Source organism: Vogesella oryzagri (assembly GCF_040148885.1).
In the GTDB taxonomy this organism is placed as follows: domain Bacteria; phylum Pseudomonadota; class Gammaproteobacteria; order Burkholderiales; family Chromobacteriaceae; genus Vogesella; species Vogesella oryzagri.
The window spans coordinates 73,033-87,893 of sequence record NZ_JBEFLD010000010.1 but is presented as its reverse complement, the minus strand read 5'-3'; the positions used below and the strand labels follow the sequence as shown (position 1 = coordinate 87,893).

The window sequence follows — 14,861 nt, the reverse complement described above, 5'->3', positions numbered from 1 at the left end:
CACAAATACAAACGCCTCCGCACTACGCGGAGGCGTGGTTCAGGCGCCGATTTTAGCGTGCGGTCGGGGCCTTGGACACATCAATGCCAAACCACTTGACGGAAATCTTCTTGAAGCTGCCGTCCTTGTACAGCGCGTTCAGCGCGCCATCGATGGCGGTCTTGAACTTGGGGTTGCCCTTGGCAAACGGGATGCCCATCTGGGTAGCGCCGCCCACCGGTGCGCCGGCTTTCAGCGGCAGCTTGGCTTCTTTCAGCGCGAACGGGATCAGCAGGCTGTCGTTGACGGCGGCGTCGATGCGGCCCAGCGCCAGGTCCTGCAGGATTTCCGGTGCCGACGGGTAGAACTTGGACTCGATGCCGCCCTGCGCCTTCACCATCTCGGCGTAGTTGCTGCCCTGGGTCACGCCCATTTTCTTGCCGGCCAGATCAGCCAGGCTCTTGAAGCTGCGCTTCTCGTCCTTGCGCACGATCAGCTGCGCGCTGGAGATGGTGTACGGCACCGAGAAGTCGAACACTTCCTTGCGCTTGTCGGTGATGGACACCTGGTTCAGCACCACGTCGAACTTGCCGCCCTGCAGGCCGGCCAGCAGGCCGCTCCATTCGCCGGTGATGAATTCCGGCTTCAGCTTCAGCTTCTTGGCCAGCGCCTCGCCCAGTTCCACTTCGAAGCCGGTCAGCTTCTGCTCTTTGTCCTTGAAGTTGAACGGCGGGTAGGTGCCTTCCAGCGCGATTTTCAGGGTGCCGCGCTGATGCACGGTATCCAGCAGGTCGGCGGCGAACACGTTGGCGGTCAGGCCCAACAGCGACAGGGTCAGCAGAGTCTTTTTCATCTTTATTCCTCAAAGCTATTGATCGGCAGATCAATAAAACGAATGGCACTTTAACAAATTCGCCGGCGCCTCTCCAGCGCCGGCTTCGAACATATTTATCTATACAAATTCACGCGTGGAATAGCACGCCTTACCAGCCGTTTTCCAGCACCACCTGCCCCGGTGCGGCCAACCTTGCCAACCGGCAGCCCTGCTGCTGCAACTGGCGGTAGGTATCCATCACCATGCGCGGGTTGCCGCAGATCATGAAGCGCGAGGCTTCCGGGCTGATGACCAGCCCCGCCGCCGCCGCCAGGCTGCCGTCGGCCAGCATGGCCGGAATGCGCCCGGACAGCGCCCCCGGCACCGCCTCGCGCGTCACCACCGGCAGGTATTGCAGCTTGTGGCCGTAGGCATCGCCATGCAGCGGGTGATCGCGCAGCGCGGCGATCTCGTCGCGGTAGGCCAGCTCCACCCCTTCACGCACGCAATGCACCAGCACGATGTGGGCGAAGCGCTGCCACACGTCTTCCTGCTGCAGGATGGACAGGTACGGCGCCAGCCCGGTGCCGGTGGCCAGCAGCCACAGCTGCTCGCCATCCGGTAGTCGGTCGGCGGTAAAGAAACCGGTGGCCTTGCGCTCCAGCAGCACGCGGTCGCCCTCGCCCAGGCGCGCCAGCCGGCTGGTGAACTGCCCGTCCGGTACCACGATGGAGTAAAACTCCAGGTGCTCGTCCCACGGCGCCGACACCATGGAATACGCGCGCCACACCATGCTGCCATCGTCCAGCACATGTCCCAGCCGGGCGAACTGGCCGGGGGTAAAGCGGAAGCCGTCCGGCCGCGTCAGGCGGAAACTCAGCAGCTTGTCGCTCCAGCGCTGCAGCCAGCTGATGCGCTCGGTGGTGAATTTGTCATCCTGCGCGATGGCAGGCGCGGAAGAGGTGATCGACATGATTAATATCCGACTAATTTACTCGGATAATCATCCCTCAGCCGCGGCATTAATGCAAGCCGCCCGGCGCGCGCCGGCACAACGGTTGGCCGCCCCCAGCTTGGCCGCCACAGTAAAAAAGCCACCGCAAGCGGTGGCTTTTGTTTACCCGGCGCAGACGCGCCTCAACCAGGCTGCCAGCCGCCACCCAGCGCGGTGTACAGGCTTACCGCCGCCTGCAGGCGGGCCAGACGGGCATCGGCCAGCGACTGCTCCAGCTGGAACACGCTGCGCTCGGCATCCAGCACTTCCAGATAGCTGCTGTAGCCGTTGTCGTAGCGCAGGCGCGCCAGACGGAGTGCCTCGCGCATGGCATCCAGCTGCTTGCGCTGCGCCAGCTCCGACTCGCGGCTGCTGCGCACCGCGGTGAGTGCATCCAGCGTGTCGGCAAACGCGGCTTGCACCGCCTTTTCATAGCCGGCCAGTGCCTGTTTCTGCCGTGCATTGGCGGCGGAGACATCGGCGGCGATGGCACCGTTGTTGAAGATCGGTGCAGTCAGGTTGCCGGCAAAGTTCCACACCTGTGCCGGGCCGCTGAACAGCTGCGCCAGCTTCAGGCTTTCGCTGCCGATGCCGGCGGACAGGCCGATGCTGGGGAAGTAGGCGGCACGCGCCACGCCGATGCGGGCGTTGGCCGCAATCAGCTGCTGTTCCGCCGCAGCGATGTCCGGGCGGCGCAGCAGCAGGTCGGACGGCAGGTCACCCGGCACGCTCGGCGCTTCCGCCAGGCGCTCCAGTGGCTTGCCACGGCTCGGCGCCTGCAGCAGCGCCCGCGGCGAGCGGCCCAACAGCACCGCCAGCGCATGTTCGCTCTTGTCCACGGCCTGGCTGAGCTTGGGCACCGCCGCCTGCGCCGAGGCCAGCTCGGCTTCCGCCTGCTTCAGCTCCAGCTCCGAGGTCATTCCGCCGTTGAAGCGCTTCTGGCGCAGCAGGAAGCTGTCCTCGCGCCCCTTCAGCGTGGCCTGTGCCGCCGCCAGCTGGGCGTCGAACGCCAGCAGCTGGAAGTAGGCATTGCTGACCTGCGCCGCCAGCGACAGCCGCGCGGCCGCCAGCGTGTATTCGCTGGCCGTCAGGCTGGCCGCCGCCGCTTCGCGCTGGCGGGCAAGCTTGCCCCACAGGTCCAGCTCCCAGCTGGCGTTCAACCCGGCCTGATGGGCGCTGTACAGCGCTCCGCTGGCGCTGCTGTATTCCGAGCTTTGCGTGCGGGTGCTGGCCAGCTTGGCATCCACGCGCGGCAGCTGGCTGGCGCGGGCGCTGCCCAGCGCCGCCGCCGCCTCGTCCACCCGCGCCGCGGTCTGCTGCAGGTCGCGGTTGTAGCGCAGTGCTTCGTCGATCAGCGCGTTCAGCTGGCTGTCGCCGAAGCTCTGCCACCAGCTGGCATCCACGCGGGGCACCTGCTGGCCGGCCGGCAGTTCCAGCGCCGGGCGCTGGTAATCCGGGCCCACCGCGGCGCAGCCGGACAGCACCAGCGCCAGCAGCAGCAGCGGCATCAGGGCATGTTTAGGCGTCATGGTCGGCTCCTTCCTGTTTCTGCTTGCCTTGACTCAATTGCATGATCAGTTTGAAGAACAGCGGGATAAACAGCGCGGCGATGAAGGTTGCGGCCAACATGCCGCCGATCACGCCGGTACCGATGGCGTGGCGGCTGGCCGAGCCGGCACCGCTGGAAATGGCCAGCGGCACGCAACCCAGGATGAAGGCCAGCGAGGTCATCACGATCGGGCGGAAGCGCAGCTTGGCCGCCTCAATGGCTGCCTGCCCCAGTGCCATGCCTTCTTCCATCTTCAGCACCGCGAACTCCACGATCAGGATGGCATTCTTGGCCGCCAGGCCGATCAGCGTCACCAGCGCCACCTGGAAGTACACGTCGTTGGCGAGGCCACGCAGCCAGGTCGCCAGCAGCGCGCCGAACACCGCGAACGGCACCGCGGTCAGCACCGCGATCGGCAGGCTCCAGCGTTCATACTGCGCCGCCAGGATCAGGAACACCATCACCAGCGCCACCACGAACACCATCGACGAGGAACCGCCGGTGGATTTTTCCTGGAACGCCGAGCCGGTCCACGCCAGGGTGTAGCCATCGGGCAGCACTTCCTGCGCCACCTGCTCCATCGCCGCCAGCGCCTGACCCGAGCTGTAGCCCGGCGCCGGGCCGCCAACGAATTTGGCGGACGGGAAGGCGTTATAGCGCTCGACGATTTCCGGGCCGGTACGCTGTTCCACCGACACCAGGCTGGTCAGCGGAATCATCTGCCCGCTGCTGGAGCGCACGAACACATTGGCCAGGTCGGCCACGCTGTCGCGATAGTTGGCCTCGGATTGCAGCTGCACGGTGAAGATGCGCCCGAACTTGCTGAAGTCGTTGACGTACAGCGAGCCGAAGGTGCTGCTCATGGCATCGAACACGTCGCTCACCGCCACGCCCAGTGCCTTGGCCTTGTCGCGGTCCAGCTTCACATTCAGCTGCGGCACGTTGGCGGAGAAGGTGGTCTGCACCCCGGCCAGCTCCGGCCGCTTGGCCGCTTCCATCATCAGCTTCTGCGCCAGGCCTGCCAGCTCGCCGGAAGACGCGCCGGCGCGGTTCTGCAGGTAGGCTTCAAAACCGCCGGTGGAGGACATGCCGGAAATCGGCGGCGGGTTGAATGCCAGCACCAGGCCTTCCGGTACGCGCATGCCCTTGCCGAACACGTCGCCCACCACCGCCTGCGCCGACAGGCCCGGCGCATGGCGCTCGTTCCACGGCTTGAGGGTGATGAAGGTCACCCCGGTGTTGCTGCGGTTGGAGCCGGACAGGATGTCGAAACCGGCAAAGCTCATCACGTCCTTCACCGCCGGGTTGGCCGCAATCTGCTTGTCGAAGCTACTCATCACCCCCAGCGTGCGGTTGATGGCGGCGCCGTCCGGCAAGATGGTGGCGGCAATCACGTAGCCCTGGTCTTCTTCCGGCGCCAGCGACGACGGCACCAGCTTGAACAGCCACACCGAGGCGCCGATCAGCACGCCGAAGATGACCATCGCCAGCACCGCGCGACGCAGCAAGAAGGCCACGCCACTGCTGTAGCGGCTGGTGAGGCGGTCAAAGAAGCGGTTGAAGGCTTCGAAGAAACGGTTGCTGTGCTGGTGCTCCGGCTTGAGCATCAGCGCGCACAGCGCCGGAGTCAGCGTCAGCGCCACGATGCCGGAGATGGTCACCGAGATGGCGATGGTGATGGCGAACTGGCGATACATCTCGCCGGCGATACCGCCGAGGAACGCCACCGGGATGAACACCGCACACAGCACCAGCACGATGGCTACCACCGGGCCGCTGACTTCCTTCATCGCCTGCAGGGTGGCTTCGTACGGTGGCTTGCCCTCCTGCATCATGATGCGCTCGACGTTCTCCAAGACCACGATGGCGTCATCGACCACGATACCGATGGCCAGCACCATGCCGAACAGCGTCAGGGTGTTGATGGAATAGCCCAGCAGGTACATACCGGCAAAGGTGCCGACGATGGACACCGGCACCGCCAGGCCCGGGATCAGCGTGGCGCGCCAGTTCTGCAGGAACAGGTACACCACCGCGAACACCAGCACCATCGCTTCGCCCAGCGTCTTCACCACCTCCTCGATCGACACTTCCACGAAGCGGGTGGTGTCGTACGGAATGGTGTAGGACAGCCCCTGCGGGAAGCGGGTGGCCAACTCGGCCATCTTGGCTTCCACCGCCTTGGCGGTGTCCAGCTGGTTGGCGCCCGGCGCCAGGTTGATACCGATCGGGATGGTGGATTTGCCGTTGTACTTGCCGAAGAAGTCGTACGACAACGCGCCCAGTTCCACCCGCGCCACATCTTTCAGCCGCACCTTGGCGCCTTCGCTGCCGGCGCGCAGGATGATGTTCTCGAACTCGGCGGCGTCGGTGAAGCGGCCCTGAGTAGTGATGGTATAGGTGAAGTCAGGCTTGCCCTCGGTCGGCGTGGCGCCAATCTTGCCGGCGGCAAACTGCGCGTTCTGCTCGCGGATAGCCTTGGCCACATCGCTTGGCGTCATGCCCAGCTGCGCCAGCCGGTCCGGCTTCAGCCAGATGCGCATGGCGTAGTCCTGGCCGGCAAAGTTGGTCACCTGCCCCACGCCCGGAATGCGCTTCAGTTCGTCCACCACGTTCAACAACGCGTAGTTGCTCATGAACAGGGTGTCGAAGCGCTGGTCCGGCGAATACAGCGCCACCACCTGCAGGAAGGTGGCCGCCTGCTTGCGCACGTTCACGCCCTGGCGGCGCACTTCTTCCGGCAGGGTGCTCAGCGCCGACTGCACGCGGTTGTTGACGTTGATGGCAGCCTGATCGGGGTTGGTGCCGATCTTGAAGGTAACCGTCACCGTCAGCCGCCCGTTACTGGCGCTGGACGACTGCAGGTACAGCATGTCGTCCACGCCGTTGATGGCCTGCTCCAGCGGCGAGGCCACGGTCTCGGCGATCACCTCGGCCGAGGCGCCCGGATAGGCGGTGGTAATCGCCACCGATGGCGGCACGATCTGCGGGTACTGTTCGATCGGCAACGCACGCATGCCGAAGAAGCCGGCCAGCACGATGACGATGGACAGCACCGACGCGAAGATCGGCCGGCGAATGAAAAAGGCTGAGAACATAGTGTGTGCTCCCCCGCCTTAGCCTTGCGCCGGCGCCGAAGCGGCGGCCTTGGCGGCCTGCGGCGCCACGCTGGCCCCCGGACGCAGCTTGATCAGATTATCCACGATCACCTTGTCGCCGGCTTTCAGCCCGTTTTCCACGATGAAGCCACCGTTGGCCGCCGGCGTGTCTGCCAGCTGCAGCGGACGCGGTTCCACCTTATTGTCCTTGCCCACCACCCACACCAGCTTGCCCTGCTGGGTGGACAGCACCGCCTGCTGCGGCACCACCAGCGCGCTGACGCGCACTGCGCCCTTCAGTTCCACGCGCACAAACTGGCCGGCACGCAACTGGTTCTGCGGGTTGGCAAAGGTGGCGCGCGCGGCCGAAGTGCCGGTGGCCGGGTCGATGACACGGTCGGCAAAGTCGATCACGCCGTCGCGGCCGTACTGGCTGCCATCCGGCAGCTTCAGCGACACGGTGTAGCGGTTGCCGCTCGGCAGGCGCAGCTTGCCTTCGCTGGACAGCTTCTGGTTCTTCAGCACGTCGTTGTCGGACAGCGAGAACTTCACGTAGATCGGGTCCAGCTGCGAGATCTTGGTCAGCAGGCTGCCTTCGCCGGCCTGCACCAGGCTGCCTTCGGAGCGCACCTCGGCACTGGTGATGCCAGAAATCGGCGCGGTCACTCGGGTGTAGTCCAGGTTGATCTGCGCGGTTTTCAAGGCGGCGCGCGCGGCGGCGACCGAGGCCTTGGCGCTGGCCAGCGCGGCCACCGCATCGTCGCGGTCTTTCTGGCTGACGGCGTTTTCCTTGAACAGCGGCAGCACGCGGTCGTAATCCTGCTGCGCACGGATCAGCTTGGCGTCTTCCAGCTTCAGCGCCGCGGCGGCCTGCTCCATCGCCGCCTGGTACGGCGCCTGGTCGATCTGGAACAGCAGCTCGCCGGCTTTCACCGCCGCGCCCTCGGTGTAGGCACGTTTTTGCAGGATGCCGGACACGCGGGCGCGCACTTCCACTTCACGCGAACCGCTGGTCTGTGCCACGTATTCGGTGGTGACCGGCACATCGGCCGGCTTCATTTCCACTACGCTCACCGGCATCGGTGGCATATTGCCGCCGGCGCCGGCGTGTTGGGCCTGCTGTTGGCCGCAGGCAGCAAGCAGGGCTGCCAGCGGCAGCAATACCAGCGTGTGGCTAGGCTTGATGGTTATCACGGAGGGCTCCTTGATGGGTGAGGGTCCTGATGATGGTGCTTGGTAAGTAAGGCTTTTGACGCTACGGCCAGGCGCTATAAATCAAGCAGCCAAACTGGCTGGTCGCCGACATGTTTCACAGTAGTTTAAGCAGTTGCAATCGGCATGCCTGCATATTGCCAGCTTGGCCAGTAAATCGCATGTCATTGACAGTTATTAACGATAAGAACATTGGCAGCAGCGTAAAGATGGCGAATAATACATACATCCGTGTACGTATGTAAACAAAGCGGCTGCGTTGCCTGGCGTTTATCGCTATTCTTACGCCCGCCGCAAAAACCCTGTCCCCATCATGGCCCGCAAGACCCGAGAAGAAGCCGAACAAACCCGCCACCTGCTACTGGATACCGCTGAACGCGTGTTCTGGGAGAAAGGCGTGGCTGCTACGTCGCTGGCCGATATCGCCACCGCGGCGGGGCTGACCCGTGGCGCGATCTACTGGCATTTCGACAACAAGCTGGCCCTGTTCACCGCCATCTGCGACCGTATCAAACCCGAACTGGAGCACATGGACGCGCTGCTGCTGGATACCGGCATCAACCCGGCGGTGCGGCTGTGGCGCCACGCCACCGGCATGTTCGAGCTGGTGCGCAGCAACGAACGGCTGCGCCGCATCTGCGGCATCCACCATATCGGCTGCGAACAGGTCGGCGAGATGGCGCCGCTGCTGCTGGAGCAGATCAGCTGGACCCAGGAAAAGCAGAGCATGCTGCAGCAGGTGCTGGAAGAGGCCGCCCAGGCCGGCCAGCTGCGTGACGGCATTCAGCCGCGGCTGGCCGCGCTGGGGCTGCACTCACTGTACGGTGGGCTGTGTCACAGCTGGATGATCAATCCGGAAGACAACACTGTTCACCAGCATGTCTGCAATCTGTTAAGCCCTTATTTTGTAGGGATTTTCCGTGATCACTGCTGGCTAGATGCCACTGCAGTGGAGCCCTGATTCGCGTATACTGCCGGGCTTTCCCGTATTTACAGTCCCCTGATATCAATGAGCCACGCGATTAGCATCGAGTCGGTCAGCAAGCGTTTTGGCACGCTGCAGGCCCTGGATGACATCAGCTTCACGGTTGCCCACGGCGAGTTCTTTGCCCTGCTAGGCCCCAACGGTGCCGGCAAAACCACCCTGATTTCCGCCATGGGCGGCCTGTCGCGCCCGGACAGCGGCCACATCCGCATCATGGGTCACGACGCCGTGACCGAGACGCGCGCCGCGCGCATGCAGCTGGGCGTGGTGCCGCAGGAGTTGGTGTTCGACCCGTTCTTCACCGTGCGCGAAACCCTGGTGTTCCAGTCCGGCTACTTCGGCATCCGCCACAACGATGCCTGGGTCGACGAGCTGCTGTTCAAGCTGGGGCTGACCGACAAGGCCAATACCAATATGCGCGCGCTGTCCGGCGGCATGAAGCGCCGGGTGATGGTGGCGCAGGCGCTGGTGCACCGTCCGCCGGTGATCGTGCTGGACGAACCCACCGCCGGCGTGGACGTGGAGCTGCGCCAGAGCCTGTGGGCCTTTGTGCAAGAGCTGAACGATGCCGGCCACACCATCGTGCTGACCACCCACTACCTGGAAGAAGCCGAGGCGCTGTGCAGCCGCATCGCCATGATGAAGAAAGGCCGCCTGATCGCGCTGGAAGCCAAGGACAAGCTGCTGTCGCGCAGTGCCAGCCGCGAAATCGCGCTGAAACTGTCCGGCGCGCTGCCGGCAACGTTGGCCGCAGACTTCCAGGCCCGCGAGGCCGACGGCCGCCACATCCTCACCCTGCCGGAGATCGGCCGGCTGGAGGACGTGCTGCGCCAGCTGCGGCTGGCCGCGGTGGAAGTGCGCGAACTGTCGGTGCATGAAACCGACCTGGAGCAGGTATTCGTGGAACTGATGCACGGGGGTAAGCCGTGATGCAAGGCTTCCTGACCCTGTTCAAGAAAGAAATCCTGCGCTTCTGGAAAGTCGCGTTCCAGACCGTGGCCGCCCCGGTGCTCACCGCCCTGTTGTACCAGCTGATCTTCTCGCACGTGCTGTCGCGGCATGTGGAGGCCTATCCGGGGGTGAGCTATACCGCGTTCCTGATCCCGGGCCTGGCGATGATGTCGATGGCGCAGAACGCTTTTGCCAACAGCTCGTCCAGCCTGATCCAGTCCAAGATCACCGGCAATATCGTGTTCCTGCTGCTGCCGCCGTTGTCGGCGCTGGAGTTCTTCGCCGCTTATCTGCTGGCTTCGGTGGTGCGCGGCATGGTGGTGGGCGCCGGCGTGCTACTGGTCACCGCCTGGTTCGGGCTACCGTTGCCGGCCAATCCGCTGTGGGTGCTATTGTTCGCCGCTCTCGGCTGCGGCGTGCTGGGCACGCTGGGCATCATCGCCGGCATCTGGGCGGACAAGTTCGACCAGTTGGCCGCGTTCCAGAACTTCATCATCATGCCGCTGACTTTCCTGTCCGGCGTGTTCTATTCCATCGCCGGGCTGCCGCCATTGTGGAAAGCCGTGTCGCACCTGAACCCGGTGTTCTACATGATCGACGGTTTCCGCTACGGCTTCTTCGGCCAGGCCGATGTGTCGCCGTGGTTGGCCGCAGCGGTGGTGGCGGGCAGCTTTTTGCTACTGTCCGCCTGGGCCTTGCATTTGCTGCGCAGCGGTTACAAATTACGCCAGTAACGACGTTATATCCGGCCGCGCGGCAGTACGCCGCGCGCCGACAACAATAGCTTTCAGACAGGATACTTCCATGGTTAGTGCAACTTACATCCAGGACGTCATCAGCGCCGGCCTGCCCTGTGACTTCATCCAGGTCAACGGCGACGACGGCACCCATTTCGACGCCGTGATCGTCAGCCCGGAATTTTCCGGCCGCAATCGCGTCCAGCGTCATCAACTGGTATACAAGGCGCTGGGCGACCGCATGCGTGCGGAAATTCATGCGCTGTCGATGAAAACGCTGAGCCCGGAAGAGTGGGCGCAACAACAAGGCTGAATCGAATAATGGACAAACTGGTCATCCAGGGCGGCGCTGGCCCGCTCAATGGCGAAATCCGCGTCTCCGGCGCCAAGAACGCCGCGCTGCCCATCCTGTGTGCAGGCCTGCTGACGGCCGACACCCTGAAACTCTCCAACGTGCCGATGCTGCGCGACGTGTTCACCACCCAGAAGCTGCTGCAGGGCATGGGCGTTCGGGTGATGACCGATAACGTGCAGGAAGTGGAAATCACCGCCGCCAGCCTGGACACCCTGGTGGCGCCGTACGAGCTGGTGAAAACCATGCGTGCCTCCATCCTGGTGCTGGGCCCGATGCTGGCGCGCTACGGCGAAGCTACCGTGTCGCTACCCGGCGGCTGCGCCATCGGTAGCCGCCCAGTGGATCAGCACATCAAGGGCCTGGTGGCCATGGGTGCCGAGATTTCCATCGAGCACGGTTATGTGAAGGCCAAGGCCAAGCGCCTGCGCGGTGCGCATATCGTGATGGACATGGTCACCGTCGGTGGCACCGAGAACCTGCTGATGGCCGCCGCGCTGGCAGAAGGCACCACCATCCTGGAAAACGCCGCGCGCGAACCGGAAGTGGTGGATCTGGCCAACTGCCTGGTGGCGATGGGTGCGCGCATCCAGGGCATCGGCAGCGACAAGATGGTGGTGGAAGGCGTGGAACGCCTGCACGGCGCCGAATACGCGGTAATGCCGGATCGCATCGAGGCCGGCACCTTCCTGGTGGCCGGCGCCATGACCCGCGGCCACGTGGTGCTGCGCAATGCTGCGCCGCGCGCCATGGACGTGATCTTGGACAAGCTGGCGGAAACCGGCGCCGTCATCGAGTGCGGCGACGACTGGATCTCGCTGGACATGAAGCGCCGCCCGAAAGCGGTCAACGTGCGCACCATGCCGCACCCGGGCTTCCCCACCGACATGCAGGCGCAAATGATGACGCTGAACACCATCGCCGAAGGTGCGGCGGTGATGACCGAAACCATCTTCGAAAACCGCTTCATGCACGTGCCGGAGCTGAACCGCATGGGCGCCAGTATCGAAGTGGAAGGCAATACCGCCATCGTCAAGGGCGTGGACAAGCTGTCCGGTGCCACCGTGATGGCCACCGACCTACGCGCCTCCGCCAGCCTGGTGATCGCTGGCCTGGCCGCCGAGGGGGAAACCACCGTCGACCGCATCTATCACCTGGACCGCGGCTACGAGCATATCGAAGCCAAGCTCAACGGCGTGGGCGCCAATATCACCCGCGTCGGCTGACTTCCGGCCCACGGATACCACACCAAGCCCCGCAAGGGGCTTTTATTTTTTTAAACACCCAGATAAAGCTTTGCTGATTTTCATCCCGCGTTTACCATAATTTGATCAAACAATAATGATTACGACTTGAAAAGGTCGCGAAATTGCCTAACGAAGCACCCGGACAGCAATAGGCATTGATTAAATTAAACACGGAGAAACAGCATGCCCAAGAGTATCAAGGCCAAGCTGCTGACGGGGGCCGGCCTGCTGGTACTGATCGGCTTTGCCGCCATCACCGGCCTGAACAGCTGGCTGGCCCTGCAACAAGCCGAAGACAGCGTATTGCAACAGGCGCGCACCCAGGCGCAGGGCGAGGCCAACAAGCTCAGCATGCTGCTGGAACGCAGCTACACCGCGGTGGAAGGCTTGGCCGCCGCCATGCAGGCGCTGCCGGACAGCGGCACGCCGCAACCGCGCCAGCTGGCCAGCGCCCAGACCCGCGCACTGTTGCCGCAGCACCCGGAAGCCGTCGGCATCTTCACGCTGTGGGAACCCAACAGCCTGGACCCGCGCGACAGCGAACTGGCCGGCAAGCCGGAAAACGGCGCCAATGGCCGCGCCGGCGTGTACTGGTATCGCAAGGAAGGCAAGGAAGGCGTGGTATGGGGTGCCGACAATGTCGACAGCGACGAGTACTACGCCGGCCCCAAGACGCTGCGCCAGCCAGTGCTGACCGAGCCGTACGAAGACCGCGACATCAAGGTGCTGATGGCCACCCTGTCCTACCCGGTGCTACGCAACGGCCAGTTTGTCGGCGTCGCCGGCCTGGACATGGCGCTGGGGCAGCTGCAGCAGCTGGCCAGCGCGGTGCAGCCATATGGCGATGGCTATATGACCATCTATGCCAATAGCGGCCTGGTGCTGGGCGCGCCGGACAAGGCGGCAGTCGGCAAGGCCGACAACACGCTGCCGCCGGCCGCCAGGGCGGCAATTCGCGCCGGACAATCCTACGACTACCGCGCCGACGGCAGCCTGCACTTCATCCAGCCGATACAGGTTGGCCGCACTGCCCATCCGTGGGCACTGCGCATCTCCATCCCGCAGCACAGCGCCTTTGCCGACATCCGCGCCGCCATCATCAAATCGGCGCTGCTCAGCCTGGCGGCGCTGCCCATCATCCTGCTGGCACTGGGGCTGCTACTGCGGCGGCTGATTGCGCCGTTGAGCCGGCTACAGACCGCGCTGTCCGAGCTGTCCAGCGGTGACGGCGACCTCACCCGCCAGCTGGCGATCAGCGGCCACGACGAGATCGGCGCCTCGGCCGGCGCCTTCAACCGCTTCAGCCAGTCGCTGCGGCAGATGCTGCTGGAGGTGCGCGAGCGCACCGAGCAGGTGCACGACGCGGTGGCGGCGCTGGCCAGTGAAACCAGCGACATCAGCACCCACTCCGGCCAGCAGGCCCGCGCCGCCACCTCCACCGCCAGCAGCGTGGCGCAGCTGTCCAGCAGCATCGGTCGCATTGCCGAGGCCGCCAACCAGGCCGAGCGCGCGGTACACGACGCCGGCGACGAAGCCGAGCAAGTCGCCGACAGCGTGCATTCCACCGCCCGCGAAATAGGCCGCATCGCCGACACCATCCGCAGCGTCGGCAGCGTGCTGGAGCACCTGGAGAACCGCTCCACCCAGATCAGCGGCATCGTGCAGGTGATCAAAGACATCGCCGAGCAGACCAATCTGCTGGCGCTCAACGCCGCCATCGAGGCCGCGCGTGCCGGCGAGCAGGGCCGCGGCTTCGCCGTGGTGGCCGACGAGGTGCGCAAGCTGGCCGAACGCACCGCCGGCGCCACGGTGGAAATCGCCGGCAGCATCCGCCAGATCCAGGAGGAAACCGCCAGCGCCTCTGGCAGCATGGACGATGCCATCCGCCAGGTGGAAAACGGCGTCACCCTGGCCGAGCGTGCCGCCGGCGCCATCGAGCAGATCCGCGAACACAACCGCGGCGTGCTCGGCACCGTTACCGATATCGCCCAGGCCACCGCCGAGCAATCCGGCGCCAGCCGCGAGATTGCGCGCCACATCGAGCACATCCACGCCATGACCGACGACACCGATGCCTCGCTGCAGCACGCCAACAGCGCGGTGGGCGAACTGCGCCGGCTGGCGGACGAGTTGCAGGCACTGCTGGCGCGCTTCCGGCTGTAACAAGGTTGGCCGCATGCGGCCAACCTTGGCGCTGGCGGCCACGGCGCTTGCACAGCTGTTGCCAGCCAGTACCAGCGCCGGCTCGGCGCAGCCGGCCCCGGCAGATGCGGCGCACCATACTATGCCGGCCGCCGCAGGGTTGGCCGCAAGCATGCGGCCAACCCTGGATGCAAAAAAAAGGCGCTGCAAATGCAGCGCCTTTTTACCCAGCCAGACTGGCTTACAGCCCTTCGAAAGTACACACGGTGAACAATGGCACCTGTGCCTCGCGCATCAACTGCCCGCCGCCCAGCTCCGGCAGTTCGATGATGGCCGCGGTTTCGACCACCTCCGCGCCCATGCGGTGCAGCAGCTTGTAGCCGGCCATCATGGTGCCGCCGGTGGCGATCAGGTCATCCACCAGCACCACGCGGTCGCCCGGCTTGCAGGCGTCGGTATGCATCTCCACCGTGGCGTTGCCGTATTCCAGCTCGTATTCCTCTTCCACCGTGGTGAACGGCAGCTTGCCCTTCTTGCGGATGGGAATGAAGCCGACGTTCAGCTCGTAGGCCAGCACCGAACCAATGATGAAGCCGCGCGCGTCCAGCCCCGCCACCATGTCGATGTTCTCGCCCATATAGCGGTGCACGAACACGTCGATCAGCATGCGGAAGGTCTTGGGATTCTGCAGCAGCGGCGTGATGTCGCGGAACATCACCCCCTCGTGCGGCCAGTTCGGCACGGTGCGAATCCAGCCCTTGAGATAGCTGGCGTAATCCAGATTGCTGAGGTTTTCCATCT

The 14,861-nt window shown here is 64.6% G+C and carries 12 protein-coding genes; 6 read left to right on the top strand and 6 right to left on the bottom strand.

Features of this window, described 5'->3' with window-relative positions; translation table 11 throughout:
- Positions 1–52: 52 nt before the first annotated feature.
- From ABNW52_RS17310 to ABNW52_RS17290, 5 genes are all read right to left on the bottom strand, one after another.
- The gene (locus tag ABNW52_RS17310) at positions 53–832 is read right to left on the bottom strand and encodes a transporter substrate-binding domain-containing protein (RefSeq protein ID WP_349590546.1); all 780 of its coding nucleotides are present in this window, start codon (positions 830–832) and stop codon (positions 53–55) included.
- A 130-nt stretch (positions 833–962) separates the two neighbouring features.
- A complete protein-coding gene (locus ABNW52_RS17305) occupies positions 963–1,766 on the bottom strand; it encodes a ferredoxin--NADP reductase (protein ID WP_349590544.1) in 804 nt (267 codons plus the stop codon).
- Between the two features lie 164 nt (positions 1,767–1,930).
- Positions 1,931–3,316: an efflux transporter outer membrane subunit gene (locus tag ABNW52_RS17300; RefSeq protein WP_349590542.1), complete on the bottom strand. Its 1,386-nt coding sequence runs from the start codon at positions 3,314–3,316 to the stop codon at positions 1,931–1,933.
- Positions 3,306–6,434, bottom strand: coding sequence for an efflux RND transporter permease subunit (locus ABNW52_RS17295; protein WP_349590541.1), 3,129 nt, complete (start codon positions 6,432–6,434; stop codon positions 3,306–3,308). The genes ABNW52_RS17300 and ABNW52_RS17295 overlap by 11 nt, the downstream gene beginning before the upstream one ends.
- An 18-nt stretch (positions 6,435–6,452) precedes the next feature.
- Positions 6,453–7,628: an efflux RND transporter periplasmic adaptor subunit gene (locus ABNW52_RS17290; protein WP_349590539.1), complete on the bottom strand. Its 1,176-nt coding sequence runs from the start codon at positions 7,626–7,628 to the stop codon at positions 6,453–6,455.
- 331 nt (positions 7,629–7,959) lie between these two features.
- On the opposite strand from ABNW52_RS17290, the gene ABNW52_RS17285 reads away from it, so the two are divergent.
- From ABNW52_RS17285 to ABNW52_RS17260, 6 genes are all read left to right on the top strand, one after another.
- Positions 7,960–8,607: a TetR family transcriptional regulator gene (locus ABNW52_RS17285; RefSeq protein WP_349590537.1), complete on the top strand. Its 648-nt coding sequence runs from the start codon at positions 7,960–7,962 to the stop codon at positions 8,605–8,607.
- A gap of 48 nt (positions 8,608–8,655) precedes the next feature.
- Positions 8,656–9,561, top strand: a complete 906-nt coding sequence (locus tag ABNW52_RS17280) for an ABC transporter ATP-binding protein (protein ID WP_349590535.1) — start codon at positions 8,656–8,658, stop codon at positions 9,559–9,561.
- Entirely contained in the window at positions 9,561–10,316 is a 756-nt protein-coding gene (locus tag ABNW52_RS17275; RefSeq protein WP_349590709.1) for an ABC transporter permease, read from the top strand. The genes ABNW52_RS17280 and ABNW52_RS17275 overlap by 1 nt, the downstream gene beginning before the upstream one ends.
- A 70-nt stretch (positions 10,317–10,386) precedes the next feature.
- A complete protein-coding gene (locus ABNW52_RS17270) occupies positions 10,387–10,632 on the top strand; it encodes a BolA family protein (RefSeq protein ID WP_349590533.1) in 246 nt (81 codons plus the stop codon).
- Positions 10,633–10,640: 8 nt separating this feature from the next.
- A complete protein-coding gene (gene murA / locus ABNW52_RS17265) occupies positions 10,641–11,897 on the top strand; it encodes a UDP-N-acetylglucosamine 1-carboxyvinyltransferase (protein WP_349590531.1) in 1,257 nt (418 codons plus the stop codon).
- Positions 11,898–12,101: 204 nt separating this feature from the next.
- Positions 12,102–14,081, top strand: a complete 1,980-nt coding sequence (locus tag ABNW52_RS17260; RefSeq protein WP_349590529.1) for a methyl-accepting chemotaxis protein — start codon at positions 12,102–12,104, stop codon at positions 14,079–14,081.
- 220 nt (positions 14,082–14,301) lie between these two features.
- Here the strand turns inward: ABNW52_RS17260 and ABNW52_RS17255 are convergent, their stop codons facing one another.
- Positions 14,302–14,859, bottom strand: a complete 558-nt coding sequence (locus ABNW52_RS17255; RefSeq protein ID WP_349590527.1) for an adenine phosphoribosyltransferase — start codon at positions 14,857–14,859, stop codon at positions 14,302–14,304.
- Positions 14,860–14,861: the final 2 nt, after the last annotated feature.

Excerpts from the sequence above, each read along its gene's own strand:
- ABNW52_RS17260 (WP_349590529.1), top strand. The coding sequence starts at position 12,102 with ATGCCCAAGAGTATCAAGGCCAAGCTGCTGACGGGGGCCGGCCTGCTG.
- ABNW52_RS17270 (WP_349590533.1), top strand. The coding sequence starts at position 10,387 with ATGGTTAGTGCAACTTACATCCAGGACGTCATCAGCGCCGGCCTGCCC.
- ABNW52_RS17300 (WP_349590542.1), bottom strand. The coding sequence starts at position 3,316 with ATGACGCCTAAACATGCCCTGATGCCGCTGCTGCTGCTGGCGCTGGTG.
- ABNW52_RS17295 (WP_349590541.1), bottom strand. The coding sequence starts at position 6,434 with ATGTTCTCAGCCTTTTTCATTCGCCGGCCGATCTTCGCGTCGGTGCTG.
- ABNW52_RS17285 (WP_349590537.1), top strand. The coding sequence starts at position 7,960 with ATGGCCCGCAAGACCCGAGAAGAAGCCGAACAAACCCGCCACCTGCTA.
- murA (WP_349590531.1), top strand. The coding sequence starts at position 10,641 with ATGGACAAACTGGTCATCCAGGGCGGCGCTGGCCCGCTCAATGGCGAA.
- ABNW52_RS17305 (WP_349590544.1), bottom strand. The coding sequence starts at position 1,766 with ATGTCGATCACCTCTTCCGCGCCTGCCATCGCGCAGGATGACAAATTC.
- ABNW52_RS17310 (WP_349590546.1), bottom strand. The coding sequence starts at position 832 with ATGAAAAAGACTCTGCTGACCCTGTCGCTGTTGGGCCTGACCGCCAAC.
- ABNW52_RS17280 (WP_349590535.1), top strand. The coding sequence starts at position 8,656 with ATGAGCCACGCGATTAGCATCGAGTCGGTCAGCAAGCGTTTTGGCACG.
- ABNW52_RS17255 (WP_349590527.1), bottom strand. The coding sequence starts at position 14,859 with ATGGAAAACCTCAGCAATCTGGATTACGCCAGCTATCTCAAGGGCTGG.
- ABNW52_RS17275 (WP_349590709.1), top strand. The coding sequence starts at position 9,561 with ATGCAAGGCTTCCTGACCCTGTTCAAGAAAGAAATCCTGCGCTTCTGG.